The sequence below is a fragment of the Paenibacillus sp. Marseille-P2973 genome (assembly GCF_018101095.1).
Taxonomy (GTDB): domain Bacteria; phylum Bacillota; class Bacilli; order Paenibacillales; family Paenibacillaceae; genus Fontibacillus; species Fontibacillus vini.
In genome coordinates this window covers 306,230-330,007 of sequence record NZ_JAGQEH010000004.1, presented here as the reverse complement: position 1 = coordinate 330,007, position 23,778 = coordinate 306,230, and the positions used below count along the sequence as shown (strand labels likewise).

28 protein-coding genes are annotated in these 23,778 nt (G+C 47.0%); 3 read left to right on the top strand and 25 right to left on the bottom strand.

Translation table 11 applies throughout. The annotated features are described in order from the left end of the window. Positions 1–9 precede the first annotated feature (9 nt). The 21 genes from KB559_RS11020 to KB559_RS10920 all read right to left on the bottom strand — a co-directional run bounded on the left by KB559_RS11020 (position 10) and on the right by KB559_RS10920 (position 18,382). On the bottom strand, positions 10–555 hold the full coding sequence (locus tag KB559_RS11020) for a phage tail domain-containing protein (RefSeq protein ID WP_211021778.1): 546 nt from the start codon (positions 553–555) through the stop codon (positions 10–12). Beyond that, on the bottom strand, positions 556–4,698 hold the full coding sequence (locus KB559_RS11015) for a hypothetical protein (RefSeq protein ID WP_211021776.1): 4,143 nt from the start codon (positions 4,696–4,698) through the stop codon (positions 556–558). A 4-nt stretch (positions 4,699–4,702) separates the two neighbouring features. Beyond that, positions 4,703–4,966 (bottom strand): hypothetical protein, encoded by a 264-nt coding sequence (locus KB559_RS11010; RefSeq protein ID WP_211021775.1) that lies wholly within the window; start codon positions 4,964–4,966, stop codon positions 4,703–4,705. A gap of 35 nt (positions 4,967–5,001) precedes the next feature. Then, complete coding sequence (locus tag KB559_RS11005; protein WP_211021774.1) at positions 5,002–5,409, bottom strand: hypothetical protein; 408 nt, start codon at positions 5,407–5,409, stop codon at positions 5,002–5,004. Between the two features lie 78 nt (positions 5,410–5,487). Further along, positions 5,488–5,973 (bottom strand): hypothetical protein, encoded by a 486-nt coding sequence (locus KB559_RS11000; RefSeq protein WP_348772909.1) that lies wholly within the window; start codon positions 5,971–5,973, stop codon positions 5,488–5,490. 68 nt (positions 5,974–6,041) lie between these two features. Beyond that, entirely contained in the window at positions 6,042–6,446 is a 405-nt protein-coding gene (locus tag KB559_RS10995; protein WP_211021772.1) for a phage tail terminator protein, read from the bottom strand. 3 nt (positions 6,447–6,449) lie between these two features. Beyond that, positions 6,450–6,851 (bottom strand): HK97 gp10 family phage protein, encoded by a 402-nt coding sequence (locus tag KB559_RS10990; RefSeq protein ID WP_247681742.1) that lies wholly within the window; start codon positions 6,849–6,851, stop codon positions 6,450–6,452. Positions 6,852–6,876: 25 nt separating this feature from the next. Next, complete coding sequence (locus KB559_RS10985; protein ID WP_211021770.1) at positions 6,877–7,209, bottom strand: hypothetical protein; 333 nt, start codon at positions 7,207–7,209, stop codon at positions 6,877–6,879. After that, positions 7,206–7,556, bottom strand: a complete 351-nt coding sequence (locus KB559_RS10980; protein WP_247681741.1) for a hypothetical protein — start codon at positions 7,554–7,556, stop codon at positions 7,206–7,208. Before KB559_RS10980 ends, KB559_RS10985 begins: the two co-directional genes overlap by 4 nt. A gap of 48 nt (positions 7,557–7,604) precedes the next feature. Continuing rightward, positions 7,605–7,955, bottom strand: coding sequence for a DUF7210 family protein (locus tag KB559_RS10975; RefSeq protein ID WP_211021769.1), 351 nt, complete (start codon positions 7,953–7,955; stop codon positions 7,605–7,607). Positions 7,956–8,008: 53 nt separating this feature from the next. After that, on the bottom strand, positions 8,009–9,151 hold the full coding sequence (locus KB559_RS10970) for a major capsid protein (protein ID WP_211021768.1): 1,143 nt from the start codon (positions 9,149–9,151) through the stop codon (positions 8,009–8,011). A gap of 30 nt (positions 9,152–9,181) precedes the next feature. Further along, positions 9,182–9,559 (bottom strand): head decoration protein, encoded by a 378-nt coding sequence (locus tag KB559_RS10965; RefSeq protein WP_211021767.1) that lies wholly within the window; start codon positions 9,557–9,559, stop codon positions 9,182–9,184. A gap of 15 nt (positions 9,560–9,574) precedes the next feature. Further along, positions 9,575–10,288, bottom strand: coding sequence for a scaffolding protein (locus KB559_RS10960; RefSeq protein WP_211021766.1), 714 nt, complete (start codon positions 10,286–10,288; stop codon positions 9,575–9,577). Between the two features lie 506 nt (positions 10,289–10,794). Then, positions 10,795–11,136 carry a hypothetical protein gene (locus tag KB559_RS10955; protein ID WP_211021765.1) on the bottom strand — a complete coding sequence of 114 codons (342 nt, stop codon included), beginning with the start codon at positions 11,134–11,136 and terminating at the stop codon, positions 10,795–10,797. Beyond that, the gene (locus tag KB559_RS10950) at positions 11,114–12,589 is read right to left on the bottom strand and encodes a phage minor capsid protein (RefSeq protein WP_247681740.1); all 1,476 of its coding nucleotides are present in this window, start codon (positions 12,587–12,589) and stop codon (positions 11,114–11,116) included. The genes KB559_RS10955 and KB559_RS10950 overlap by 23 nt, the downstream gene beginning before the upstream one ends. Continuing rightward, positions 12,589–14,025: a phage portal protein gene (locus tag KB559_RS10945; RefSeq protein WP_247681739.1), complete on the bottom strand. Its 1,437-nt coding sequence runs from the start codon at positions 14,023–14,025 to the stop codon at positions 12,589–12,591. Before KB559_RS10945 ends, KB559_RS10950 begins: the two co-directional genes overlap by 1 nt. Before the next feature lie 212 nt (positions 14,026–14,237). Beyond that, positions 14,238–15,506: a PBSX family phage terminase large subunit gene (locus KB559_RS10940; RefSeq protein ID WP_211021763.1), complete on the bottom strand. Its 1,269-nt coding sequence runs from the start codon at positions 15,504–15,506 to the stop codon at positions 14,238–14,240. Continuing rightward, positions 15,503–16,375, bottom strand: coding sequence for a phage terminase small subunit (terS, locus tag KB559_RS10935; protein ID WP_211021762.1), 873 nt, complete (start codon positions 16,373–16,375; stop codon positions 15,503–15,505). Before terS ends, KB559_RS10940 begins: the two co-directional genes overlap by 4 nt. Before the next feature lie 61 nt (positions 16,376–16,436). Further along, on the bottom strand, positions 16,437–17,249 hold the full coding sequence (locus tag KB559_RS10930) for a hypothetical protein (RefSeq protein WP_211021761.1): 813 nt from the start codon (positions 17,247–17,249) through the stop codon (positions 16,437–16,439). Between the two features lie 260 nt (positions 17,250–17,509). Further along, positions 17,510–17,755, bottom strand: coding sequence for a hypothetical protein (locus KB559_RS10925; RefSeq protein ID WP_211021760.1), 246 nt, complete (start codon positions 17,753–17,755; stop codon positions 17,510–17,512). 324 nt (positions 17,756–18,079) lie between these two features. After that, entirely contained in the window at positions 18,080–18,382 is a 303-nt protein-coding gene (locus KB559_RS10920) for a hypothetical protein (RefSeq protein WP_211021759.1), read from the bottom strand. A gap of 615 nt (positions 18,383–18,997) precedes the next feature. Between KB559_RS10920 and KB559_RS25375 the strand changes: the two genes are divergently transcribed. Both KB559_RS25375 and KB559_RS10915 read left to right on the top strand, forming a co-directional pair. Next, positions 18,998–19,129, top strand: coding sequence for a hypothetical protein (locus KB559_RS25375; RefSeq protein ID WP_282103146.1), 132 nt, complete (start codon positions 18,998–19,000; stop codon positions 19,127–19,129). Between the two features lie 420 nt (positions 19,130–19,549). After that, positions 19,550–21,160, top strand: a complete 1,611-nt coding sequence (locus KB559_RS10915; RefSeq protein ID WP_211021758.1) for a hypothetical protein — start codon at positions 19,550–19,552, stop codon at positions 21,158–21,160. A 99-nt stretch (positions 21,161–21,259) separates the two neighbouring features. Here the strand turns inward: KB559_RS10915 and KB559_RS10910 are convergent, their stop codons facing one another. Then, positions 21,260–21,757: an Ntn hydrolase family protein gene (locus tag KB559_RS10910; RefSeq protein WP_211021757.1), complete on the bottom strand. Its 498-nt coding sequence runs from the start codon at positions 21,755–21,757 to the stop codon at positions 21,260–21,262. Positions 21,758–22,092: 335 nt separating this feature from the next. Continuing rightward, positions 22,093–22,293, bottom strand: a complete 201-nt coding sequence (locus KB559_RS10905) for a hypothetical protein (RefSeq protein WP_211021756.1) — start codon at positions 22,291–22,293, stop codon at positions 22,093–22,095. A 173-nt stretch (positions 22,294–22,466) separates the two neighbouring features. Between KB559_RS10905 and KB559_RS10900 the strand changes: the two genes are divergently transcribed. Continuing rightward, positions 22,467–22,952, top strand: coding sequence for a hypothetical protein (locus KB559_RS10900; RefSeq protein ID WP_211021755.1), 486 nt, complete (start codon positions 22,467–22,469; stop codon positions 22,950–22,952). Between the two features lie 92 nt (positions 22,953–23,044). Here the strand turns inward: KB559_RS10900 and KB559_RS10895 are convergent, their stop codons facing one another. Both KB559_RS10895 and KB559_RS10890 read right to left on the bottom strand, forming a co-directional pair. Beyond that, positions 23,045–23,476 (bottom strand): ASCH domain-containing protein, encoded by a 432-nt coding sequence (locus tag KB559_RS10895; protein ID WP_211021754.1) that lies wholly within the window; start codon positions 23,474–23,476, stop codon positions 23,045–23,047. After that, a complete protein-coding gene (locus KB559_RS10890; protein ID WP_211021753.1) occupies positions 23,473–23,712 on the bottom strand; it encodes a LexA family protein in 240 nt (79 codons plus the stop codon). The genes KB559_RS10895 and KB559_RS10890 overlap by 4 nt, the downstream gene beginning before the upstream one ends. Positions 23,713–23,778: the final 66 nt, after the last annotated feature.

The following is a 23,778-nucleotide window of genomic DNA, read 5'->3' as shown; positions in this document are numbered from 1 at the left end:
TTGATCCTCCTATTCGGTTTTATATTCGTTTTTGATGGTAAAACCATTTAGCGTTGTCGTGCCGACATTAGTCAGTACAATGATTGGGCTGGCCCGCTCATCACCAAGTGATTGGACGGATACGATCTGCGGTGATCGTGTGATTTCCAATTCTGTGATCCTCTCATCACTCTCGGGAAACGGATCATACATTTTGAGTGGAATATCGATCACCCGGTTCCCCGTTGACTCGTCCCAGCTCATCGTCCCGCGGTACTGAGCAAAATAATGTTTACCAGGGCGGTCTGAAAAAACCAAATCTAGTAAGCCCCGCCGGGTGTTAAATTGGCGCATAAGCAAGGAAACTGTTGGGTCATAATCGCCCGTAATAAAAAAACCCAGGCCAACTGGCCGGGTTCCATACGTGCTGCCGAAATCAATTGCTCCATCTCGCTCTGCAATTTCAACAGTATTTTCAATAGCCTCCGGAAGTCCTGGGATACTGCGGCGGACTAGCAATGCGCCGGTAACTTCGGAGATCCATTCACCATTAACCGATACATCAAAGTCTTCCATCTACTTCCCGCCTCCAATCGTCGCAAGTCGGCGAGCTGTCCGTTCGCGTTCGGTATACATGATTTCAGCATCCGTCTGATCCTCAATTTGCACCGTACCGACTGACATATCAAAGTGGTTTTCGATATGTTGCTTAACAGGTGTAGCCGGCTGGCTCAATGCCGGAGAAGCGATAGGCGCCGTCAACCGGCGGAACATGTTTTCAAACTGGCTAGGGTTTGTGATGATCTCCCCGCCGTGAATGATCGCCTGCATCGGCGCTCCGATTGGACCGGGGACCACACCGCCCACGTCAAAACTCGGGAGTTTACCAGTATCCTTTTCAATACCATACAGCTTCCGGATCTCCTCGTTCCGAGCCGTCAATCGGGCCATTTCGGTCTTGTCTCCGCGCGCCTTCGCTGCATCCCAAGCATCCTTGTTTGCGTTGTACTCTGCGAGATCAAGAGCAGCCTGAGATGATGCGGAACCTGCTAAACTGCCACCGTTGGACCCTGTGACTGCGGAAAGCGAAGCAATTTCTGACATTCGGCTCCGGTATTCAGAAACGAATAGATCCAGATCGGACAGGATTTGCGTGTTCGCCTCCTGACTTGCCGAGATACGGAAGTCCTTAATAGCTGACTCAATAAATTCGATATCATCCTGGTGTTCTTGTAACGCCTCGGTCAGCGCATCATATCGCGCCTCGGTGAGCCGTCTCTCTTCATCGTAGGCATCTTCTTTCTCGTCCTTCTCTTCTTCAAGTTTGTCCTTTTGGTCCTGGAGGTCACGTTTCCGCAGCTCGCGGCTATGTTCGAGCTGCATGCGCTCAATCTCGGCGATAAGGTCAGCCAGTTCCTTTCGGCCTTCCGGGGATACCGCGGTACTGAGCAATTCCTTGCGAGCCATTTTTTCAGCAAGGAGGGTCTCATAGTCAGCGTCTGCATTGAGTTCTTCTTCCTTCTTGAGCAGAGCATCGATCGCTGCAATCTTTTCGTCCTGAGCAGCTACGTATTCCTTCCTCCGCTTATCGATTGCATCCAGTTCAGCCTTCTTAGCCTTGTCGATAGCCTTGAGTTCTGATTTAAGGAGGTCATCATTTTGCTTCTGGTATTCCTTAATTCGTTCCTCTCGGGCTTTGGTTGCCTCTTTCTCGGCTTGCTCCTGCAGCTTGATCAGATCCTTTCGAGCCCGGTATAACGCCTCGTCAGCTTGTTTATACTGCTCGCTGTCCTTGGCATACCGATCCCGCACCCGGGTCCATGCATCGATCTTCATTTGAGCGATCTCGATCTCCGTCTTCCCGGACTCCTCCATTCGCCGCTCTTCCTTGGTGATCCACTCGGAAGAAAAGTCAAAACGGGATTTTATGCTGTCTTCCTGCAGGCGTTTGATTTGTAGATTTAACTGTCGCTCATCCTCAACAGTCTCCTTCAGGTGCTGCTTATGCTGCTTCCTGATCTTTTCATAAGCGGCAATCTGCTGCTCTGCTGTCCAATCGTACATTTCAGCTTGATATTGCACCGTGGCAATAGCAGCGTCGTAAGCATCTTTCCGGAGGTCCGCTGCTGTCTTCCCTTTCTTTTCCTTTTTCTTCTTATCGTTTTCATCAAACAGACTTCTGCTCCCACTCGAGGGGAGAAAAGAATCAATTCCGCTTGAATCCAATGAGTTTGCAATTTTCCTTAATTCAAGTTGAGCCTTGGCATATTCATTTTGTTCATCGTACAATTCATTCAACTTGTCCTTCGTCGGCTGCAGATTGTCTTCTGCATATTTTTCTGTGTAATTCCCCAGAAGAGGGTTTGCCTGTTTGAGAAGCGATGTACTGGACTTTGAACCAGACACGGCCTGCATAGCTTGCAATAGCTTCTCGTAATTCTTAATTTGCGTTTCAACGGAAACTCTCTGTGCGTCCGCCATCTTCTGCAGGTTCGTGATGTAAGCCTTGGCCGAATCGACAGAACCCTGAATCAGTCCCCTTTCAACACCGATCTGCTCTTCGATGTAATCGATGTTTTTGATCCGGATCCGGCCTTCCTTATCCATGAGGGCGTGTAAGTCCGGATACTCTGATTTGAGTTGATTGGTAATGCTGATCAGTTCGGTCTTCTGGATCTGATCCAGCTTTTGTACCCCACTCAGCTCTTTGTATCGAGTAACCAACTTCTCCATCGAAGAAATCTTCTGATTCTTGGCGGCGAGATCTTGCAGTTCTGCTCTTTTCATTTCGATCAATGCCGGCACCGCAGAATCAGCGGACTTCCCCATTTCTTTTAAATATTTGCTGGCTTCCTCGACATTTTTAAAATCCATCTCCCGGAGTTCCTTATCAATGCCGTCAATTGCTTTTTGCATATCATGAAGTTGATTTAATAAATCCCTATCAAGCGGAAGGTTAGGTTGTCTTGCTTCAGAACCTGCCTGCATTTTCTGATTTAATTTCTCTATATCTTCTTGGATCCGTTTCCGTTCTTCGAGTAAACCGTTCAAAACTTCAATATCAGCTTGTGCATTCTTTACATCCATAGTTGACCAAGTTGTAGGTGATTCCTTCAGCTTTTGATTCAACTCTTCTTGATTTTTAGCCAGTTTTAAAACCGAGCCTGCAGCTGTATCCGCCGCAAAAGAATATGCTGTCATTCCGGCTACAACAGCTCCTATCCCTAATGCTATCCATCCGATTGGACCCATTGCAGCATTGAGCATGAGAAACGCTGCCGCTAGTGCTCCTACCACAGCAATAAGAGAAGTCACCGCAATTGTCGCAGCCCCCATCCCAGCAACAACTTCCTTATTCTCGCTCGCCCACTCAGCAAATCCCTTAACCATTGGCACGATTTCTTCCGTGATTTTCTGAATCACCGGCATGAATGCTTCACCCAGTTCAACTCTAGCCATCTGCATGGTCTGATTGAACGTCGCTTGAGTACCTGTGTATCCTGTCATTGCTGAGTCAGCGTCCCCAGCAAATAATGCAGACTCCTGCATGATTCCGTTATAGGCCGCTTGAATTTTTCCTGCCTCAGTCAGTTTCCCAGCGGTTGTCCCAATCGACTTGGCGAATCGGTCATACATTACAGACAGGTTGGTTGTAATGCCAGCAGCGTCCGTTAAATTGGAGTTACCGGACTTTATACCTTCAGCAACTTGTTTAATTGCTTCCTCCCACGACAAATGAGCCTGGCGGTTGTATGCGGCTGCGTCTGCCGTAGCAGTAATAATCCTTTCCGCTTCTTCAAGTGTCATGTTCATGGTCAAGTATGTCTTCACGACATCAGACATCGTTCCCTTGTTCAATCCCCAGCGATCGGAGAGTTCTTCGGCCAGACCAATGGAATCCTCAGTATTTACGTTATACGACTTGGATACTTCAATTAGACCTTGATAGGAGCGTCCGAGTTGCTGCGCTTCACCTGTAAGGGACTTGAATACGTTAGCCAATTTCGCGGTAGCTGCCCCGGCTCCAAGTGCAGACAAGCCAGAAGCTAATCCATTGATGCCTTGTTTTGTCTTCTGAGCTTCCTGTTCCGATTGGCGGAGTTCATTTGTGATTTTTTCAATCTGCTTGCTGTCTACCCCAAGCTTTCTAAGGGCAGCACTTAATTCATCCAGTTGACGATCGAGTTTTGTCGGATCCGCTTCGTCAAGATGCCTCTTTATGGTTTTGATTTGATCTGCGTTAAGGCCGATCCCTTTCAGGGCATCATCAAGAGTATGCATTTGAGCCGCTACGTGTTGACCACCCGCGCCGGCCTGGTTTAAGCTATCCTCCAAAGCCCAAATTTTCTGAGCAGTTTGATCAGACGTTTGGGTAAGCCGGATTAATACACCTTCTGTGTTTACGATTTGCTCCTGCAGCTTACTCTTTTTCGCCTCATCGAAGGTCGCTTCATAGGATTGTTTGAGTTCGGCGAGTTTTCTCTGTTGGATCTCAATTTTCGCATTCACGTTTTCCAGTACTGACGTGAGACGGTTGATTTGATCTTTGTTATTCCCCAACTGTCCAAGAGACGAGTTCAAGTTATCAATGTCATAGGCTGTCTTTTTCCCTTGCTCCCCTAAATCGGAAAAATCTTTTTTCGTCGCTCTTATTTCAGCCTTGAGTTCCTGAGCTTCTGCAGTCATTCGTGCCCGAAGCTCACCAATTTCAATAGCCATCCCCTCACCGTCCTCTCATCCGCGCCAGTTGCGCTTGATATTGATCCTCTGCCGACTTCGGCGGCTCTGCCGGCGGTTTCGGGAGCGGACTCGTAATCCGCTTGATTATAGCCTCCCTATCTTTCTTTTCAGTAAGATGAGGGAAGGTAGCAATATCAATATTCTCCAGCAACTCCGATGCTCTGATCTGGTCCTTCAGCATGAGCAGTTCTGGCAGGTCCACAAAATTGTATTCATTCTCAACTTCATGCTGCGTCTTCCCGAGCACAGCACAGCACCGGAGCACAAAATCATCGTGTGTAATTACTTTTCGGCCCGATTCATCCGACTGACGATGCTCTGGACGAACTGCTGAGCCACCGGTGGAATCAGGCCGCCTAAGTTTTTTAGGGCTTCATTCATATCGTTCTTCTCCCAAGTTAGTCGCAAAAATTCCGTGCATTCCGAAAAAGCGGCATGCTCATCCAGGTATTCGATAGGTAGATCACTCAAGAGAGAGGTCAATTCGTAAATTTCATCTATGGACACGTCAGCGGCTGCCACGATGAACACCGCACGATCTTTTTCTGGAGTCAGAAAAAGCTTTACGAGATAGTCACCGATCGATCCAATGTGATCGGTTAGTTTCTTCAATCGGTTCCGGGTCAGCTTAGGAACCTGGACACGTTTACTTCCAAGTGTTACGTAATCCTTTTTTCCAAGGTTGAACATATTAGAATCATTCCTCTCGATAAGTAATAAGAAAGGGGAAGGCATGGACCTCCCCCTTTTCCGTAATCAAACTGAATATTAAGCAGTCGCCGTAATGTCGCCCCACGTATAGAGCAGGCCGCGCGGTGTCGCGCTAAGATCCGGGTACGCCGTCGCGTTGATCGTAAACTTCTGATTGTCGTCAAGTTGGTAGTTCGCGTTAGCGTCGAACTTCACACCACAAGACTCGAGATAAATAAATCGCGAAGGGTCTGCTACTCCCTGTGGCTGGATCATTGCCCGTTTCCGAGGCAACTCCTTGCCGGCAAGTCCAGTAACTTGGTATTTCACCTTATCCGGATTCGTAGCATCCGTAACCTTGGAAGCGTTGGCGTTAAACTTTACGACTTTCTCAAAATCAGTATCAGGGGTATCAAACTCTACTCTACCCACAGTCCCAGTCGTGAATGACTTCACCGGCGCCGTCCCGGTTTGGTCGATCGTTGGTTCAAAATACGTTGTTTCCGTAAAGAACCGGATGCCACCTTGCGTCAAATCAAAAACGACAGAGTCAGCTTCCGGCACCCCGTTTTCATCAACCCCCCAGGTAAAAATACCAGGACCTGCATAAATCTTATCTACGTCTGCCATCTTCATTCTTCCTCCTTCGTATAAAACATGAAATTTGTAGAAAACGTCGGCCTATCCTTGTCGTCCAGACCTAGTGGAATCGGCTGCTGCATGGCTTTGCTCGAAAACACATGGGTCTGGCCGATCGGGTAATTCGCTTTGCGGTGAAGAAGTTCGACCAGGCTTTTCGCAAGCTTCTCCGCTGCTGCCATGTTCGCCGGCAACGTTTTGTAGGACTTCCCCTTAACGATGACTTGGAAGGTCGGCCGCTCGGTCGGCACATAATCATGCGGAGCAAAGCCGCCGCTGCCAAACACAAAGAGACAAGGAAACTTGTTCTCCAATAGGTCCGCCGGGATGAAGTTCGGGTCTGGGTATACGTTGAAGCCGGCCCCGGTCAGAAATTTGATCAAGTCATCTGCAAGCACGCATCACCCCTCCAGTACCTTGGAGAGTTCTTCCAAAATGAGCTCTTCGTTCATCTTCAAAGCATTCTCCAGATATTTTTTGCCCGGCATAAAACCACCGTGAGACGGTTTGCTCATAGTCTTCGGACCAGGCGTCATTTCAACGAGTTTACCGTCCTTCGTTTTGCGGAATCCCTCATGCTGCACGACTGCATAGCCGTCGACTTCTGGGCTTGTCCCCAGGTCGATATACATGCCGGCAATGGATCGCTTCACCTCGCCGATCACCAAAGCCGCTTCTAGGTCGCCGGAGTCGATCGGCGCCAACTTCTTCGCATCGGCAATTACCTTAAGAGCAAGCCGGGTAAGTGTCTCCTCCAATCGGCGATCTAGATCATCCTCCAGCCGATCCAAGCGGTCAATCATAGCCTCAATCCCCTCGAGGCTGAAGCTAAATATTTTGTGGTCGGCCATAAACGATCACCTTCTTCACGTCGTCGGTGCCGAGGTATTTCTTCACTTCGAAATGAGCGACATCGCAGCGGATCTCAAGGCCAAGAACATTGGTATAAAGGAAGTAGTCTTCGAAGCCGATCGGAATAGCACCCTCCACATGGATTTCGTAAGCGATTTGCACCTCTTCACCCTTGGCATTCTTGATGAGTTTTTGTTCTTCCACGACCTTGGCCGCCCTAGCGGTGCTGGTAGGGGGCAACGGCCGCCCCCAATCGTCCACCTCGGAATGGTAATGAATAACCGTCGCCGGATACCCAAACAGGCTCATATCAATGCACCGCCATACTGTTTCTGTGCCGCCTCTGCGGCTTCTTCCTCGGCCAACTCATCAGCGGTAGATCCAAGCAACGTGCGGACATCAGGAGCCACAGCAGGCCGCTCACCGTCTTTGTAGCTGATGGATTCACCGTTGTCAGAAACAGTCTTGACGTTGTGTTTCTGGTACTTCAGCGCCGGGTCAAGGCCTTGCAGCTCCCAGACAGCCTGAAACGCAACGATGGAAACGGCTATAGGGTGGATATCCGGATACCAGATGGCGAGGTTTCGCTTCGCCTGGACGACAGCGACAGCCTGCTTTTGCTCGGAAGCCCGGTCCCAAGCATCTGTATCCAACATGTTGGCCGCGATCCAGTCGGCTACTTCTTGCTTTTCCACATCAATCACCTACTTTTGCTCGGCAGCCTTGATTTCAGCGGCCAGCGTTTCGGCGTCCTTTTCGTCGGCACCTTCGATGCCGAGTTCAGCGGCCTTTTTGCGAAGGCTCTTATGTTGCTTTTCAGCTTCCTTCTTCGCTTTTTCTTCTGCGACTTTCCGTTCAGCCTCTTCCGCTTCTGCTTTTGCCTTAGCTGCTGCCGCTTCTTCCGCAGCGATCTGATCAGGAGTCTTTTCTACCTTGATGCCTGCGCTGATCTCGATGATACGCTCTCCTTCTGCCTCGTCCAAACCAGAAATGACATCATTAGGGCCGTACCATTTGCCGTTATGCTTTACGGTACCGGTTACTTTGATATCCACTTCATTCACCCTTTCTGAATTAGTAAAAAGAAAAGGAGCCCTCGAAAGAGCTCCTACAATACTTTTGCCGATACGACCGAATCTGCCCAGGCAAATGCCGGGAAGTTCAGCGCAACGCCCGCGGTACGCAGACGGATTGGATTCTTGGTCACATCACGGAAGACGAACAAGCCCATATCTCCGGTTTGCTCCGCCTCGATCTCGGCCATCATCTCCTCGGTCGTCTTAGCCCACAGGTAGTTACCCAGCGGACCCTCTGGAAGAAGGATAAAGCGATCTTCCGGCACCATCCGGACCGTCGTAAAGGAAAGTTTTCCGCCAGTCAATGCACGATCTTCGGTGCGGGCCTGTGCGTCATAGGCAACCAGCGTCGGGAATTCCATGGATTCGAATACCGTATCCAACTGGGCCTTCGTAAGCTGTGGCGGTTGTGCACTGCCGCTTGGATCACCGTGGTAGGCCTTGCGGACCGACAGGTTCCGGCGAAGCAGCGTGATGATCTTCTGGGATGTCATCGCCCGACGAAGACGGATGCCCTTGGCTCTCCATTGATCAACCCATAGTTGGATATCATCCAGCGGCGTCGAATTTACGATGTCGCTCCACAGGTCGGTACCGGACAGTACCGGCTTCTGATCGGGCGTATAGCCGAAGTCAACGTCAACCTTCACGTTGCCCTCAGTATAAACTACCTTGCCGCTCCAAATGGAAGTCATGGCGATCCATTCACGGCGAGCGCGGATTGCGTCAACAGCATACTGAGCATCGTTCAGTTGCCGGGTGCGGAGCTGGTTACGCTCCTCATTACGGAGACCAAAGCTTTGGGATGCCTGTAGGGCCATGCGGACCAGCTTTTCATCCATGTAACGGCCACGCTGAATCTTTGGAATCTCAATTCGGGATCCTTTCAATCCTTCCCGGGAACCGTATTCGACCTCGGTACCAAGCTCGGCAATTTGCGCCATGACCGGCAGCCGCGGCGACTCTTCCTGGATAACATCCACCGTCAGCTCCGCAGTTTCGCGCGGAGGAAACAGAAGCGGATGCAAATATTCATTCGATGTTTCAAGATTACGGGAGTAGACCAGCAAGTCATCGCCAGTCAACGCTTCTTCCAGCGTCAGATCAATGGGATCGTCACCACCGGCGAAGGTTTGGAGATCGAGTTTTAAGCGAAACTGATTTTTCTTCGTCATTCTTATTTCATTCCTTCCTAGTTTTGATTATTAGGCAAAGACAATGTGCGGCATCTTGCTTCGCAACGTGTCATCCACCGTAACTGGGATCCGCTCGGTAATGACCTTGGCCACCTCGTAGCCACCAACAACATGGTCCCCGTCTTTAACGTTGACAGTGCGTTTCAGGATGACGGTCGGGTTTTGGCTGCCGTTCGTGCCTTCCGGATCATAAGGGACAAACTTACTGGAAGTGGTCAGCTTCGCCATTGGCATACCCTTTTTGATGATCTTATCGCCGCTGCCGTCCGCCGCAATAGCAGCAGAATCAATCGTGATACCGTTCGTTACCTCCCGGATCACTTCGAACGATGCAAGGATTTCCGGCTCATCTTGTACAACAACACGTGGTCTTGGTTGCAATCTCATAGATACTTTCCCTCCTTAGTTTTTCGCCCAAGGGTCATTCACGGCTTGTCCGCCGATTGTCCCGCGGCTTTTAGCAAGATTGATAATTTCTTCCTGACGCTTTTTCTTATCAGCAGGAGTTCCGCCACCGATATCAGCGCCGATCCGACCACCGCCTTGCTTCGTTTTGAGCAGGTGTGGCTTCTTCTTGGCCAGATCGTCCATTGCTTCCCTGACACCCTCCAGTTCGCCTTGATCGTTCTCCTTCACGGAAGAAAAATCGGCCAGGGCACGGGCGTCCTCCCAATCGGCGAACCCGAGTTCATTCGCCATTACCTTTACCTCGGCATTCAGCAAGCGATTGAAGGTTTTCTGATTCTGTTCCTTCTCACGCTCCTTGATCTTCTCGTCGACCAGCTTGTCAACGTCTTCGGGGCCAAGTTTCCCGTCATCTTTCTTGTCGCTTCCCTTTTCCTTTTTCAGGGCGGCCTGCATGGCTTCGACCGAGTCAAAGCCCAGGCCATTGACCAAGGCTTTTTGAGCGGCCTTTTCTGCTCGGGAAAGACGGGACTGAACAGCAGCATCAAGTTCAGCCTGGGTAAACGTCTTGCTACCGCTTCCGCCACTGCCACCATCACCACCAGAAACACCGCCTTCGCCCCCTTCTCCACCTTCGCCGCCTGCACCGCCTTCAGCGAAGAGTTGTAGATCCAAAGCCAAAGGAAACCGTCTTGCGATATATTCTTTCATGGTTTGACCTCCTGTTTTACGTCCGGGTGGACATCCTCGAGTGCAGTTTTACGTCATGCCACGGTTTGGACAAAAGAAAAAGCCCCTGCTAAGAAGCAGAGACTTTTGTTCTTTATTTTCTAATCAGAGGAGGCCGACTTTCCCTCCTCTGTTCCAAATAGCCTAACCAAGCAACGATGTGTTGTTTTATTGTATCAAGGGGATCTTCGGCATTATGTCTCTCAGAGAAGTCCGGATCATTAAGTAACTTTGTGGCTATGCTTTCGATTATAACTTTACGTTGTTGAGTTCTAGGCTCGGTCTTAAACATTACTTCAGAGTCAATAATGTTCCAAACGACTTTCATCTGTTCTGCTTCCGTCCAATTCGAATTTCTCAACCCAAATCATCCTTTCACATTGAAAAATAAATGCATAAAACACTTTATTTACAATATAAATTATAAATTTTAGATTGAAAAATTTCAACCCTAAAATAAAAACACCCTTGTGATTAACAAAGGTGTTTCAGTACTTATATTCAATTTCCTTGTACTTTACAGTTCGATGCACTAAGTCAACCAACATTTGGCCGGAAGCGATCCGGGCGATGTGCCACCACCAAAACTGGGGCGGCTTCTCAACGAAAATCGCGTCGGCGTCCCCGTACCCAGCAATAAAGTCCCTGACTTCCTCGGCACGCTCAATGAATGCTCGGTCCAATTCGTTGACCCGTACAAGATCTCCAGGGCTTAACTCCGAATGGTGCAAAGTGTCACGACTGACTAAAGAGAACTGCAATTCAGCAATACTGAGCAGTTCGCCCGTTGCTGCATCTTCATAATCTTTAATCTCCGTTTCGAAGCTCATGGTACACCTCCTTTGTCGTTCCAATATATGTGTAACCTTCGTCCACATTCAAGTAGTTACGATATTTCCGTTCGTTGTCGAAAGGAAATGCTGTCTCCAACTTTCCGTCTTGACCGATAATAGCGATCCATCTTGTGCCATCGCCGAATACATAATAGTCCTGATCAAAGCCTGGATGCCGGTACTGATATACCTGAGACTCGTGGTTCTCAACGATCTGTCGGATTTTATTATCGTAGTTTTCCATGGTCCAATCGGCCGGAATATGCCCTCGTTTCTTCCGCTTCGCGAGGTGAGCTTCGGCAAGTTGAATACTCTTCCATTCCGGTCCATTCACGATTAGTTGCTCTCTCACCATTATAACATTTTGGCCATATGATTTGATCACTGCAACGTTTTTAGGCAGGATTTGTTCTCTGTTTACTACGTTGGCCTTGCGGTAAAGTTCCTGAAGGTCCTTGTATGCCTGCCCACCTCTTGCCTTCAAGCTGGCGAACCTTCGAAGATCCGGCGTATCGTTTGGCAGCACAGCCTTATATCGGATCCACTGCTTCCGCGTCTCGTTCTTCCGGACCTTGTCCCGCTGGATTTCGTTGTACCGCCGTATATTGGCCTCCGTCCGGTTGTCGGTAAACGGCCGGTTTGAAGCGGCAACCATGCGCTCGACCTCGTCTGCCGCCTGGTAATCCTCAATCCATGCCGACAGGGAATGAACGCAGTGTGAGTGGTACGGTGGCCGCACCTCCAGCTTCGGAAAGCGCGGATGCGTGCCGCTGATTGAGTACACGCGGCCTTGGTACTTGGCGCAGTATTCGCAGGTGATCCCAACGTAGTTCACGTAAACCAGGTCGAGACCGTTCTGGACAATCGTTTTCTCCGCCCCGGTAACATGTGCTTTTCGGAGATTGTACTGCACCACGCCGGCCATGTACTTGTCGGCTGGAATACGGGCGCCATTTCTGGCCACGATCCCGGTGATCTCCTGCTGCGCCAACCGCGCAACGGCCTCTTTCGTCGCCTGCCGCCGACCGACGCCTTCAGTGAGCATCCGTTCCGTTGCCGTCCGGACGGTTTCCTCGACCCGACGCTTCGCGTCCTGGGACATGTTATCGGTCGCTTCGAGGATCTGCAAAAAGGAATCGTCCATGATCGCCTGTACAGCCTGCTGGTGGATGAGCGGCTCCAGTACAGTGTTGATCTGTTCCTCAGGCACACTTTGAGCCCGAATGCTGTCCGCTGCCTCGTCGACGCCCTCTTTGTAGGCTTCAGCTAGCAGCTCAGCCATGCTCTGAGCCGCCCCGTCGGTCAGCCCGGCCAGTATCTCGTCCACTTCCATCAGGAGACTTTCCTTGCGCCTTCGGCTGTAATTCCCTTCCTCCAGCGATCTTATGAGCTCAAGTAACCGTTCACCGGCCCGAGTATAAAGCGCGATTAGCTTCTCAGCGTCCGCCATTAGCTACCACCCAGGTTCACTCGGGGCGGCTGCGTATAGGTTGGGTTCAAGCTGCCTGTTGCCTGTTCGTCCTGAATCTTCTGGATTTCAGCCGTGATCGCCTCCTCTGACCAATCCGGATGCATCCGGCGAACTGTAGTCTCAAGCGATTGAACGCCATCAGCGTAATTTTTCCGCTCTTCGTCGTTCTTTTCAGATTCAGCCTTCGGCAGCATATCTCCCCATTCAATCACTGGATTCTCCGCCTTAAGTCCGCCAGACCTGAGTGCGTTCTCCAACACCATGCACTTACGGATGGCGTCCTTAATCGCCGCGTCGAATTTCGATTGGATCGCTTCGGCTTTAATAACCGATTGAATCCAGAGATACAGCAGTGCGACACCGGAGTCTCCTTTGCCTTCTTCCAGCCCAGCTGCCTGCGGAGATGTTTTACTGATTGCCAGCATGAACTGGATCAGCCTGGTAACATGTTCAAAGGACTGGGCTGTCTTGGCGTCCCAGGTGATGTACTGCGGCACTGCCCCGGTCTTCTCGTCAAAGGAAACGACCTCAAGGTCAGAACTCCGAACAAAACGGCCACCATAATCCCGATGGTTCTGATTGGCAACTGTGTCCCATAGTCCCTTCGGTATAGCTAATTTCGGCTTTCCATGCTTTTCAAAGACAATGGAATCCCGGGTGATCGTCCAGTTGATCTCCTCTTGCAGCCCGTCGATGTTTCTAAGCGCAGAACGCCCACGAGGATAAAGAAGCGTGTCGTCATTGGTAATCGCGCCGCAAAGCAGCTCGTTTACTCCGCTAAGTACGGTGTCCTCCGGAATCTCAAGACCGTGGCCGGTGGCGTAAGTGTCGATTTCCACCTCATCCGCAACATTGTCGCCTTCCATCTTAAAGACAAGTTGCTTAATTGTCAGCCCGCCAGATTCAAGCCGTTGCCGTTCGACCCGGAGGAAACGATCCTTCCGGTCGTTGTCGCCCCATTCTTCGATCCAAGCAATGTCTGCGCCGCGACCGTCATCATGCGGAAGATACTTGTCGCCGAGGATCCACTCAAACCATACGGAGCCGGATTCATCCCGCCGCACTCGGTAAGCGACTATGCCGTCGACCTGATGTTGCGTGACAGCCGCCCATATCTTCTCGTTTGGTTTACTGGCGGTCACAACGGATGAAATGAACTCAAGCTCCGGTCCTTCCTCTACGTCCGCCGAGATATTTCCCAGCGATCGGTTCAAGAGATCCGCAGGCACCTCGGCGACCAGGCTGCTGAAGTTGGCAACGATATACTGATTGTCAGCGCTGAATACCTTCTCTTGCGGTCGCCAAGACCTGACACCGACTCTCCGGTGGGTAATTGTCTTCTCCGTCGATACCGCCCGGGCCCGTGGAAAGATCTCGGCGTGTTCGCCCTCATACAGCATTCGATAATACTGCATCATGCTGATCTCCTGGTCATATGGCGGCGGTGGAAAGCTTTTTTTCGTATATACAATCGTCAGGTTCATCACCCTCTTTCAATGCAAATAAAAATAGCCGTCACATAATGACGACCGATGCGAAATTTCCTTTTACGTTGCCTTTCATATCAATGGTTAATGAACCAATTTTAATTACTCCATCTTTTTTCTTCACATTGAGCACCTTCCTTTTACCAGCCCGCAGGCCGTTGATTGCTGTATACCATTTCCGGACGCCGCAGCGGCTCTGCCGCATACCGCAAGGCTGCCATCGCATCATCCATGAAGTTGACCGGATCGTCCAGATAAAGCCCCGTCTTCTTGTCCTTCTTCCACGACCATTGCTGAATCTCCTTGATGGTGTTCACACAATCAGGATGAATGTGTATCTTACGCTGCTTCAGGTAATCGATCTGAGCCTGCACGCTGCCCGGCTCCTTGACCACAGCCGTCGCACTGTATCCTGCGTTCTGCCACATCTGAATGCGATCTGGCTCGGCGGAGTCGCAATACATAGCCAGATACTTACTCAATCCCTTTCGGTCAGCAATCTCAATAATCTGATCCGTCGGCAGCTCATGCACGTAAATCTCGTCGCAAATAAAAAACTCACCATCTTTGACGCCGACGGTGAGGATCGCATTCGCATGGTTAAAGCCGAAGTCCTGTCCGTGATGCATGGAATCAAACATCTCGAAGGACGTATTAAAGTCATGAATGACGAAGTTCTTGAATATCAGGCCGCCCAGCTCGCCCCACTCGCCCTCGCCATAGATCGCATACCCTTCCGGGTCCTCGATCTTCCGGCGCTCCATCCGGCGGAAATAGGCCGGGTCAATGAAGCGGTTGGTCCGGTATGTGGAATGGTGCGTGAGCACATCCGAGCTTTCCCGGTCGAAGTACTTCCGTTTAATCCAGTGCTGGGCTGAAACCGGGTTGAAGGTGAACGTGATCTGATAGTACAGGTTCGGATTCAGAAGAACGCCCCGCAGCCGGTCATCGAGAATGTCGACATCCGATTCCTGCAGTTCTGTGGCTTCCTCGACCCAAATCCATACGAGCTTCCCGTGGGCAAAGTTGATCGACTTGACCTTTTCCCGATCGCGAACATCGTTCATGCCGCGGAAGATAACTTCGTTTCCGGTCACTCTGCTGCGGATCGTCAGCGGCGAGCGTAGGATTTCCCAGTACTCTTCCGCCCGATCCCCGTAAATACGGTTGATCGCGCCGGTGAGCTCGGCAAAGGTACTATTCCGGTTGGTCTCGTTTACCTTACGAACGCATAGCAGATTCGCGCCGGCATACTTCGGATCGCCAAGCTTAAGGATATAGTCCTGGGCGATATTTACCGACTTCCCGGATCCCGCGCTTCCTCTGAGAGCCCGGTATCGCCGTTTCGATCGGTTGACCGCTTTAAAGTGAGCATTGAACTGGACCTTAACAGCTGCAGCAGTACTCATGATGCATCATCCTCTTCGTCATCGCCATAATCAACAATGATATGAAGCGGTTCTTTGCCGGCCGTTCCCTTCTTCAGCTTCTCAGCTTCGGCAGTTGCCTTTTCGACATCCGCCTTCGTCTTCTCGATGTTCAATTGCATCTGTTCAAGCTTCAGGCGGCGCTCATCGTCTTCATTGGCCAACTCGATAAACTGTTTGATTAGGCTGCGCAGTTCGGACATGGCCCGGGATTGGGCGGTGAGGAACGTTGCCTGACGATCCCAAGAGAATTGGAATTCGTATTCTTCTTCGGTCACTACCTGTTCGAAGGAACTCTTTTCTTCGGTACTGGTATCAACGACCGTGTATTTGCTTTTCTTGAGTTCCTTGATCATCTCGTCTTTGTTCTCGACGAACATTATCTCTTGAGCAGCAATAATGGCAGTATACTTAATCATGATCAGATCCCAAAGCATGTCGATCGGCGAGCGGTCCGCGATCTGCTCCATGATCTCAAGCGTTCGCTCCGGCAGATACTTTCGGAAGAAGCCATGTGTTACGGCGTGGTCGTTCTTAAATGGTCCACCGGGGCCACCGCGATTGCCTTTGGCGTTCTGGTTGCCCGGAGGAGCGCCGCCTCGATTACCAACCGCGTTCTTATTCCCCTTAGGAGCGCCCTTCTTTTGTTGTACAACATTGGGTTCAGTCTGTTGTACAACGTTCCCTTCTGATTGTTGTACAACAATCCATTTATCCCGCTGCTTCCAAACGGCGATCTTCTTTTCGTCGATGCCCAACTGCTCGGCGATCTGCCGGTTCGTTATTTCACCGCCGTGTTCAAGCCAGATTTCATTGGCTCGGTCACGGTTCGGATCTCGTGCTCTTGGCATTACATTCATCACCACCTCCGAAAATAAAACGGACGAGATCAAAAAGATCCGTCCGTTTTCATCACTTATAGTCCTTAAGCATTTTGAGAGCAGAAATAATAGTAATCAACCTATATGCATCAGTCTTCGTCCACTTTGAAGGGTCATCTCTTCCATGAAGAACCCTATTTCGGTTAATTAATTCGGAACGAGGACCGGTGATCCCTCTTTCGAAGATCCCGTTCTCTAGCAAAGAGAATAGCGATGTCGCAATAATGGTAGTGAACTTTCCAGGCTCTCTTTCTTGTTCAATTGATGATTTAACACTTCTAACTAATGGTTTACCCGATAGGTCGATATCAATACCATTGGATAACTCATGTTCGATAACCATCATTAGAGACGGGATAGCAACCATTAACCTTCCATTTTCTATAGAGTGAAAACAATCTTTATAGAACTCTTGCCATCCATTACTGCTTTCATTGATGATTGAGTTTTTTTCGTAATTATAAAGTTCAAAATCATTGACTTCAAACAACTCAGTGAATAAATAGTCCTTAGTTTTTTGATTGTCTTCTGATGAACCAATACGTCTATAATCAGGTATATCCATTTCAGCAGATAAACACCAACCATGCTTTGCATTGCTTTTACACTCTTCCTCAAATTCTTTATAAAACTCATCCCACTCAAATCCAGACAATTTAGGAAATTGAGGAAGCTCAATTTTGGGTATTGATAAGGATGCGATTGATTCTTTGAAAGTGTTAAGAGCTTCAGAAATAGGAGAAATTGCAGCTCGGTAACGGTTACTAAATTCGTTCGAAGCCATTGATAATTTCTTTAACATTTCCCTAATATCTCTTGAATGATTGAAATCGCTCTCTTTCATTACATCCTTCCTCTCAGACTAAATAAAAATTTGTTTCTAGTATCGGCCAACTTGCTGTTGAGGTCAAGTATAAGTATGATCGAGAAGAACTTATGTTGAGTTGGTTTTGCGAAGAGGTCAGCGTTCAATGTGTCACCAGGCGCACAGAATGGTACCGTGCTGGCGTTCTGTACTGTTGTCGCTGTATTCGAACATCCAGAACATACATGCGTGTAGCAGGCAAAAGAAAAAGCGCCCGGAGGCGCCAGCTCTTTAACAAGTTATTTGTTAATCACTCTAATGAACTCTTCTCTTTTGACTCGATTAACCCTAGATGCACTGCTATGATATTCTAAGTCAATGTTACTAACAGGAACATATAATTCTATGTTGCATCTCATACTTGGATCCGGATGGTCTTCTAGGCAGGGATTTAATCTAGCGTCACCATATCCTTTTTGTGAGTAATCCGCAAGAGCTCTCCAATCAAAATAGACTTTCAACAATGCGCCATTTTCTTTAATCATCTCAAATCACCTCCTCTTGACATCACAATTCGACATTAGGAAGGATTTCCCTCCTTTGGTGTCGAAAGTCCTAGGTAGAAAGGGGGTGATCTATATGGCAAGAAGATACCGTTCTCCATTTAACGGCAAGCAATACATCGGTAACAGTAACACAAATGAAGTTCATGACTTGGATAATGAAAAAACAAGCTGTAAAATCGATCTAATTAAAGACTCACATATTGTAACCTTTACCCCGGACTCGCACTCCACTGCGAAATCTAGGGGTTTTGACAATTGTGCCCATTGTATTGGGGGATCGAAGTATTAAACAAAATAGGGGAGTTAAACGTTCTCCCCTTTTAATTTTACAATATATACTCCTCGATAATCATTTTTCCCATGCAAATATGGCTCAAATTGATAACCGAGTCGATTAGCTATAGTTACGCTCTCCTCTTCAATAAGCACATGCGGTATCTCGCCATCTGCGCCATGTCCACAGCAAGATCCGATCGTGATAATCCCCATGTCATTCAATTCCTGTATTTCATCAGCAATACAAGCATCCACATCCACTACCTGATTTCCTGAAACCATTCTAGGGGTATTTAACTTTACAGGTTTCGTTGTGCCATGTTTACACAATTTCCCATCCTCCTTTGCTATCATATGTATGAAAGAATTAACCAATCATTTCAATTTATACTGCTTAACACACCGTTGCTTGCTACAAAACTGCTTTGTCCAGGTCCAAGAACCCCAAATACATCCCTTGCACCGAACCGGTTGCTTCAGTTCCGATCGCGGACGTTGCAACAGATTATGCTTCCCGGCCATGTCGCCGTTCACCTCGATTTCTTGGATCATCCGATCTGCCATATGTCACTTTAACCAGCCATCTGATGATTCTCATATAAATCACGCTCCAATGAAAAATAAAAAAAGCCGCTCCTGGAAGGAACGACTTCAGTTTATATATTGAATTCTTCAGCAAAGAGATCCTTCAGATAATTGCGCCCGTACACGGACGCCGCAAAAACGCTTCGCTCTTTGCTTAAAAGAATATGTATCTAGTTACTAGATACGTATGACAAGACCATTTTAACAAGCTTTAAAAATAGAGGGCAAAGCATTTCTTTATGAATATCCGCCATTTCACTTAAGAAACCTGCTTTTTCCTCCTTTATGATCACTCTTTTGATATTCTCCACCAAAAGGTTTATTCTGGAAGAAATACATATAAGTAAAGGAGTTAATCACATGGGTTTATCAAATAAAGCTATTGGCACCATTCTTGCTTTAATTGTGGGCTTTGGACTGGCAGCGGCAATTGTTTACGTCTTTCTTAATTTCCCAGATAGAATTCAACAGTTCGCACCAATGTTCAATTAACAAAAAAGGCGAGAAGAGTTACGCCCCGGTTTCAATGCCACATTCATGCGGCCGTGGCGTGTCATTTCCGCCTTTTCTATGCTTCCAATATATCACAGAAAAATTATCATATGATTTTCAACTTTGAGTCACATTATAGTCATTTTTTTATATCGAGTTATTATCAATATTCTCTGTCCATTTCCCCCATTTACCATAGATATATATCGGTTTGTTTAAAGTTTAAGCTGGTTCTCTTAGTTTTATAACATAATAAATAATAAACTCTTGGCGCCTCTCAATATAGAGGGTATTAAGAAATCATTCATATGAAATACAGAGTTAAAACAAAACATTGGAAAGGATTAATTTGAATGACGCAGAATTAGCAATATAAGATCCCTTGGTAGCAAACTATTTCAGTACAAGAGGTGTTTTTCTATGAAGAAACTTCCTTATTATGGGGTATACGAAACTTTTGGTAATTTATTTGGTTATAAGCTTCCTCAAGAAACATTAAAACTCTATATTCAAAAAGTTCCTCTCGGCGGAGTATTGAATGTTCTTTCTCAAATTACTGCTCTACCGCTGGATAATAAAAAAACAAAAATCAGTTTTATGAAGTTTTTAGAGGACATGTTTCCAGGTCAATATATTAAAGAGCCCAAAATTCAGTCAGATGTTATATATTCAAAGCAGGGGCTGCTGGCTGTCTGGAAATGGTTATTGGCTCATGGTAATTTAGAACACCTGGAGAAAGAAGTAATAATCGAAAATGGTATCAATATAGTGCTTTTTTTTAATCTTATAGTATCCGATTATCTTAATGATTCTCGAATTAATGCAAATAATATTAAGTATGAACTCTTCGCAAATGCAGTATTTAATACAGAACCTGAATTAGGATCTTCTTTAGCAAGGTCAATGCTGATATTTGATGAGATCTCAAAAGACCCTGAAAATTTCCACTCAAATGATTATATAGATATCCATACTCCATTTCGGCAAGCATATGGATATTCAATCAAAGAATATTTAAGTGTAATTTTTGCTTTATTTGCTGGGTTCTCTAAAAGAGAAAACGATGGGGTTAGCCAAAATTGGGCTAAACCATCCGACTATTTTCAAAATAGCCCTTTAGCTGCAATAGCTGAGTTGATAATTGATGAATTGTCTATGAATTTTGAAGAAGCGAGAGAATGGTCATTATTAACAATTGACCAGCCTTGGAACTATACGAAATTTAGACAGAAACCTATACTTAAACTCGCTAACGGAATTTTTTTTCCGATTGATCTTCAATTTCTTCAGGAAAAGGTGTTCAGTGAGCTATACTTCAAAATTAGATCAACCTTTCCTGCAAACAACACCCAAGTAATAAGCTTTTATGGTAAATGCTTTGAAAAATATGTCGAAAAACTTGCAGAACATTCTGCAAGTGAATCAAAATTACCATATAGATTTGTTCCAGAGTTCCAATATGACAGCAACTCGAAAAGATCACCAGATGCCTTGATCAGATTAAATAACTCCATGTTAGCCATAGAAGCTAAGGTGTATCGTTTAAAGATGGATTCCTTAATTGGTGGCATTGATTCGAGCGATGTGATTGAAGAAGATATTGAGAGAATGGCAATAAAACCGATCAAGCAGTTACATGATCGAGTAAGCGAATTAATTGACCGAAATCATGATGCATTTGTTGGTGTAGAAAAACTATACTTTATCTCAGTAACTTTCGGTGAATTTCCAACATTAAAGCCATTTGAATTACAAATAGATGAAGCTTTACAAGAAGTCTTTCAGATACCTATAGCATATCATTTTCACCTGGATATAGAAGAGTTTGAATTGTTAATGGAGTTAATATCAAGAGCTAACGCAAAACCTGTGTTTAAAATTCTTGAGAATAAAAACACAGAAGAATTAACGAAGTACATGCCATTTAAAAACTATCTATTTAGAGGTAGTTTTAGACCTAAACGCTCAACTTTTATTCAAAACCAACTTAATTCTATACTCGAAGAATTCTCAGAAATCGTTTCACCTTAGGCCATATTTGCATTATTAAACTAACATTAAACGTTAGTCAAAATAAAAAGCGGTAAACTAAGACTTTAATTTGAATCCTAGTTCCCGCTTATTTTGTCTTTACATTTGAAACTTCTTTATTTCCTGCTCAAAGAATCCGATTAATTTCAACGTATTTGCAATACTCATTACTCCATCATCAATCTTCCTACGAACTGTGCTGTCACTCATGCTGTGCCGGAAAAACAACAAAGTCTCCTTTCGGGAATAGCCCTGAATATATCTATATTCAATCGCCCGCTTCTCTTCAACATCTAATATAAGCCCCCAGGCCCGTCGCAGCTGGTGCGTATAAAAGCGGTACTGTTGATACACCCATCGTTGCTTTTCGATCAGGATTGCCGCGTTCGCAGTCTTGTCCGCATGAAGGTCTTCCTGATCGATCCGGCGCGCCGTTTCCCCATCGACTGCCGTTTGCTTCAGTTCCTCTTCATAATTTTCAAAATCCTGCATCAGAATAGTCATTTCTTTATATTTCTTGAGCAGGAACTTTGTACGTTGGATTTCCTTCTCATTTGCCGTCGGAAAAAGTTCCCCTTGTCCCCATACCATCGCCATTCCCCTCAATCCCCTTTATGTTATAATTATTGAGAGGAATATATCACTGATTGACCCCCGCCCCGGCCAAGGATTTGGGGGTCTTGCTATATTCAAATAGGTTCGATCCATCTGCGTCTTCCTACCGGGCATTTTTTGACAACCTTCTCCGCGTCTATCATGGTTTTAAATCTTCCAATTTTCCACTGCCAGCGAAAAAACTCTTCCCACACGACAAACATACACTAACCTCCTAGAGTATTTTGAATACTAAGCGTGACAATCAATACTCTCCGCCCCGTTTGCGGAACCTGCCACTCTTCATGGCCATTTGCGGCGCCGTCGTATCCAATCGACTACTGACAGCTATGACTGGCGGCTTGTCCGCTCCGATCCGCTTGCAATGCTCGGCGATCTGCTCCGGCGTCCAAACTTCGGTTTAAGTCCCCTTGTCCAGCATCGTAGTCATCATCCTTTACCAGGATCTTGGCTTCCGCCCATTCCGCTCCGCAGGCGCAATTCTCTTCATCTTCGACGGTGATCGGGATACCGTACAACCCTTCTGGCCGGTCACAATACTTGCATTGGTAGTGAGAAATCGTAATCTCCTTCGCTATTTTTTCGTACTGTTCATTATCAATAACCAGAATTTATTGACTTTTCACCAATGGTGTAATACTGTTGGTTTATTACCATTGGTATTACACCAAAAGAAAGTAGGCGATTATAAATGGCAAGAGTTTTTGATCCAAAGAAGTCTATCTTTATTCCAGCAACTGGCGGACATCCTAAAAATGCTGAATATCGTGTTGCTTGGGGCACAGAGCAATGGGATAAACCAGTTAATGTTACTAAGGTTCAAATGGTGTATAACGGAACAGTGGCAGGAATGTTAAGTCCGTCTTTCCCAGACAATACACTGGATGAGCAGTCTGTATATTTTGCCCTTGGCCTTTTAAAAGACAATAAATATGGTAGCTCAACTTCAAAATCTATAAAGGAAGTACTGGTCCTTAGAAAAATTGAGGATCCAAATAAACTGGGTCTAACAATTAGTAAAATCGAAGATGAGATAGAAGAAATGACCTTTGATATCTTTGATTCAAAGAAAAATTCAATATCGGTTGGCGTAAGAACAGAACTTAAAGAACAATTTATACTTGAAAATGATGTTTACGCGTTTCTTTTCAGAGTAGAGATATTCCCAAGCCGATAACCTTGTAGGGGCGATTTATGTCGCTCCTTTTTGTCTCCCTACTCTTACTCTGCTATTAGTATCTATTCCGAAGCCTCCTTCGTTATTTGTGTCTACTGCGCATAAATCCAGTTCCAGAGCCCCTGCTGCCCCTTAGCAGGTATCGGCTCCGCCAGCCGCTGGACGTCTGCCATTTCCCATGCATAGCGCCCTGGTGTGAAGTCCCCGAATTCATATTCAGGGGAATAAATAAGCCTCCGGCCCTCAAGCTCATATCCATCTGTCCAGGTATCCACTGATTTCAAGCAATCGACCAGTTGAGCAGTTGCAACTACTGCCCCGGTCGGCAAGTTATATGCTGTAAACCCGTGCCGGGCGAGCGCTGCATTTATCTCTGGTTTCCTGCAAGCGTCATGATTTACTTTCTTTCCGGCATGGATAGCGATTTCTCCGCGGTGCTTTGTTGGCCAGCTTCGAGTTTCAAATCGTTTCTCTCCGATGGCGATCAGTGTCGCCCATGGCTGGATAATCGTTATGGCTTTCATGCAGATGGTCTCCCTTCGCTTTGATAAATAACTCGTAACATCCGCGGGCCCGGCCCCTTGTTAATGAATCCTTTCCGAACGAGCTGATCCAGCAGATTAAACGCCGTCGAAGATGATTGAAGACCTAATTGATCGGCGAGCTCTCGGATAGAAGGAGGATAACCATTTTGGGCTACGAATGATTTTATGATTTCAAGAGCCTCGGATTGGCGCTGGGTTAATGTTTTGTTGCTCATTTGAATCCCCCCTAAAAATTTCGACCAGGCCTCCACAACTAAAAGCCACCATAAAACGATAGTTAC

What these genes read in the sequence shown, in the direction of transcription:
- KB559_RS11020 (WP_211021778.1), bottom strand. Translation starts at nt 555, where the DNA reads ATGGAAGACTTTGATGTATCGGTTAATGGTGAATGGATCTCCGAAGTT.
- KB559_RS11015 (WP_211021776.1), bottom strand. Translation starts at nt 4,698, where the DNA reads ATGGCTATTGAAATTGGTGAGCTTCGGGCACGAATGACTGCAGAAGCT.
- KB559_RS11005 (WP_211021774.1), bottom strand. Translation starts at nt 5,409, where the DNA reads ATGTTCAACCTTGGAAAAAAGGATTACGTAACACTTGGAAGTAAACGT.
- KB559_RS10990 (WP_247681742.1), bottom strand. Translation starts at nt 6,851, where the DNA reads ATGATTGACCGCTTGGATCGGCTGGAGGATGATCTAGATCGCCGATTG.
- KB559_RS10985 (WP_211021770.1), bottom strand. Translation starts at nt 7,209, where the DNA reads ATGAGCCTGTTTGGGTATCCGGCGACGGTTATTCATTACCATTCCGAG.
- KB559_RS10980 (WP_247681741.1), bottom strand. Translation starts at nt 7,556, where the DNA reads ATGTTGGATACAGATGCTTGGGACCGGGCTTCCGAGCAAAAGCAGGCT.
- KB559_RS10970 (WP_211021768.1), bottom strand. Translation starts at nt 9,151, where the DNA reads ATGACGAAGAAAAATCAGTTTCGCTTAAAACTCGATCTCCAAACCTTC.
- KB559_RS10965 (WP_211021767.1), bottom strand. Translation starts at nt 9,559, where the DNA reads ATGAGATTGCAACCAAGACCACGTGTTGTTGTACAAGATGAGCCGGAA.
- KB559_RS10960 (WP_211021766.1), bottom strand. Translation starts at nt 10,288, where the DNA reads ATGAAAGAATATATCGCAAGACGGTTTCCTTTGGCTTTGGATCTACAA.
- KB559_RS10955 (WP_211021765.1), bottom strand. Translation starts at nt 11,136, where the DNA reads ATGAGCTTCGAAACGGAGATTAAAGATTATGAAGATGCAGCAACGGGC.
- KB559_RS10950 (WP_247681740.1), bottom strand. Translation starts at nt 12,589, where the DNA reads ATGGCGGACGCTGAGAAGCTAATCGCGCTTTATACTCGGGCCGGTGAA.
- KB559_RS10945 (WP_247681739.1), bottom strand. Translation starts at nt 14,025, where the DNA reads ATGCAGTATTATCGAATGCTGTATGAGGGCGAACACGCCGAGATCTTT.
- KB559_RS10940 (WP_211021763.1), bottom strand. Translation starts at nt 15,506, where the DNA reads ATGAGTACTGCTGCAGCTGTTAAGGTCCAGTTCAATGCTCACTTTAAA.
- terS (WP_211021762.1), bottom strand. Translation starts at nt 16,375, where the DNA reads ATGCCAAGAGCACGAGATCCGAACCGTGACCGAGCCAATGAAATCTGG.
- KB559_RS10930 (WP_211021761.1), bottom strand. Translation starts at nt 17,249, where the DNA reads ATGAAAGAGAGCGATTTCAATCATTCAAGAGATATTAGGGAAATGTTA.
- KB559_RS10925 (WP_211021760.1), bottom strand. Translation starts at nt 17,755, where the DNA reads ATGATTAAAGAAAATGGCGCATTGTTGAAAGTCTATTTTGATTGGAGA.
- KB559_RS25375 (WP_282103146.1), top strand. Translation starts at nt 18,998, where the DNA reads ATGGGTTTATCAAATAAAGCTATTGGCACCATTCTTGCTTTAATTGTG.
- KB559_RS10915 (WP_211021758.1), top strand. Translation starts at nt 19,550, where the DNA reads ATGAAGAAACTTCCTTATTATGGGGTATACGAAACTTTTGGTAATTTA.
- KB559_RS10910 (WP_211021757.1), bottom strand. Translation starts at nt 21,757, where the DNA reads ATGGCGATGGTATGGGGACAAGGGGAACTTTTTCCGACGGCAAATGAG.
- KB559_RS10900 (WP_211021755.1), top strand. Translation starts at nt 22,467, where the DNA reads ATGGCAAGAGTTTTTGATCCAAAGAAGTCTATCTTTATTCCAGCAACT.
- KB559_RS10895 (WP_211021754.1), bottom strand. Translation starts at nt 23,476, where the DNA reads ATGAAAGCCATAACGATTATCCAGCCATGGGCGACACTGATCGCCATC.
- KB559_RS10890 (WP_211021753.1), bottom strand. Translation starts at nt 23,712, where the DNA reads ATGAGCAACAAAACATTAACCCAGCGCCAATCCGAGGCTCTTGAAATC.